1 protein-coding gene and 1 pseudogene are annotated in these 1999 nt (G+C 56.8%); one reads left to right on the top strand and one right to left on the bottom strand.

Features of this window, described 5'->3' with window-relative positions:
* Positions 1–285: 285 nt before the first annotated feature.
* On the top strand, positions 286–981 hold the full coding sequence (gene hxsC, locus ACZXDY_RS45690; protein WP_464349981.1) for a His-Xaa-Ser system radical SAM maturase HxsC: 696 nt from the start codon (positions 286–288) through the stop codon (positions 979–981).
* Positions 982–1189: 208 nt separating this feature from the next.
* Here hxsC and ACZXDY_RS45685 read toward each other — a convergent pair.
* Positions 1190–1463: pseudogene (locus tag ACZXDY_RS45685) on the bottom strand (winged helix-turn-helix domain-containing tetratricopeptide repeat protein); the annotation flags it as partial.
* Positions 1464–1999 lie beyond the last annotated feature (536 nt).

Below are 1999 nucleotides of genomic sequence, written 5' to 3'. Positions count from 1 at the left end.
AACCGTCGTGATCGTCAAAATCGCCAAGGCCAGAATGCGCATCAGAACCTCCTTGGGGACTATTTGCGCCCTCGCCCCAGGGGAGCCTCCAACCGGAGGCGAAGGGGAGGATGCAAGAGCGCGGGTGGGATGGCAAGCGCCATAATCCTTCGTATCGGTCCCGTGCCCCCTTTAGATGCCCGACGTTGCCCTACGTTCAATTGAGCCGCCGATCGCGATCGTCTTAGCTAGGGGTATGCGGTAGCGAACCATCACCCCCAGCACACCTCGCTATCGCTGCCCGCCTTGGGCTGTCGTCCGACATGTCGAAAGTCCGACTTCCGTACCGTACTAGCGAACTGTCGCGACTTGCTTCCCCGGACGGCCCTTCAAGTCCTAACAAACGGCCGAGCTTTTTCCCATTCCGAAATAGTGGACGAGTGGAGCAGCGTCAGGCATCCGAACCTCATCGCAGCGATCCCCGTCTATTCGGCGGTCGACCATGTCCATGATCACGTCGTGCAAGCCAAAGGCGCCTTTGACGAAACAATTCTTGGAATCTTGAAATTGAAAGATAGGGGACAGCGTGTTGAAATCAGGGTAGTGCTCCACGCCTTAACAGCCCCGATTATCCTAGACACCTGCCGTTGGATAGCTCGGAATCTGCCGTTTGTGGATCACGTGGCATTGATGGGCCTCGAAAACACCGGCTTCGCTATCGCGAACGATACTCAGCTTTGGATTGATCCGATGGATTATCGGCATGGTCTTGCAGAGAGCGTCGACCAGCTAGTTGGGGCCGGGCTCAATGTTTCTGTCTACAACTTGCCACGGTGCGTGCTCGAACGCTCCGTATGGCCCTACGCAGTTCAATCTATTTCCGATTGGAAAAATGGTTACGTTGAGGAATGCGAGGGGTGCATTGAGAAACAGCGATGTAGTGGGCTTTTTACCTCGGGACGCCCGCGCTTGAGTCAAGGAATTAGAGCTATAGCTTCGTAGTCGGTTGGACGAATATAGATTTCGCCGATAGCACAGAATGCGACTTCTCGAGACTGGCGCGACAATCGCGACAGGCTCGCGAGAATACACCACGTGAGGGGACGAGAAGATGCCGGCGCAGAACCTGATTTGTGCGCCGCGTGCTTCGACCATGGCGCCCTTATAGTAGCTCGCCATGCCTCTCAGATAGGGTAGCTATCCAGCACCTCGGCTTCTGCTTCGCACGGGCAATCTCAGCCTGCTCAAGCCTAGGCGCAACAGAAGCGACGACCGTTCGCGTAATCTTATCCTGAAGGTCGAAAACATCTTCAACCTCACCGTTGAACTTCTCCGCCCATAAATGATTATTTGTCGCGGCCTCAATCAACTGGCCAGTTATCCGAACTCGATCAGCACTTTTCCGTACGCTCCCTCCAATACACATAGCAGACGCCCAATTCTCGTCCAACCTGCTTCACATCAACAGCCCGCCCCTTGGATCTGCGCATGGCTCGAAGCCTATGCGACGGGGCCATCGCGCGTCCGGGCGCGTTAGCGTTCTATCATCCCAATCTGGACGTTCTGAATGGGGGCCCGCCAACGCCTGCTGTCAAGGCTTCTCCCGAGTGGCCCGCCGTTGAAGGGCGCGTGTGCGTCGGCCGGCGGCGGCCTCTCCTACTGCGTTGGGACCGCTAAGATTTCCGCTTCGCCGTCAGAAGCTGACATCTCCGCGTTTAAGGACGAGCGCCATAAACCTTCGTATCGGTTCCGTGGCCCCTTCAGATGCCTGACGGTCACCCACGTTCAATTGAGCCGTTGATCGCGATCGTCTTAGCTATTGGTTATGCGGTAGCGAGACCCCCGTCCCCCGACCCGCTATCGCTGCCCTCCTTGGGCGTTTCCTCCCTAGACTTGGGCCGCTTGTGGCAACGCAGGCGGCCTTTCGTTTTGTGTGCACCCCATCGGTTTCTCGGGTCCTTTGGGCTGACAGAAAAGTGCGGGGTCCGCGCGATCGTGCGCTTCAAGTATATTTTCAATC

The sequence above is a fragment of the Bradyrhizobium sp. LeoB3 genome (assembly GCF_055456055.1).
Note: the sequence above shows the minus strand (reverse complement) of the source record. Positions and strands in the feature narration are given on the sequence as shown.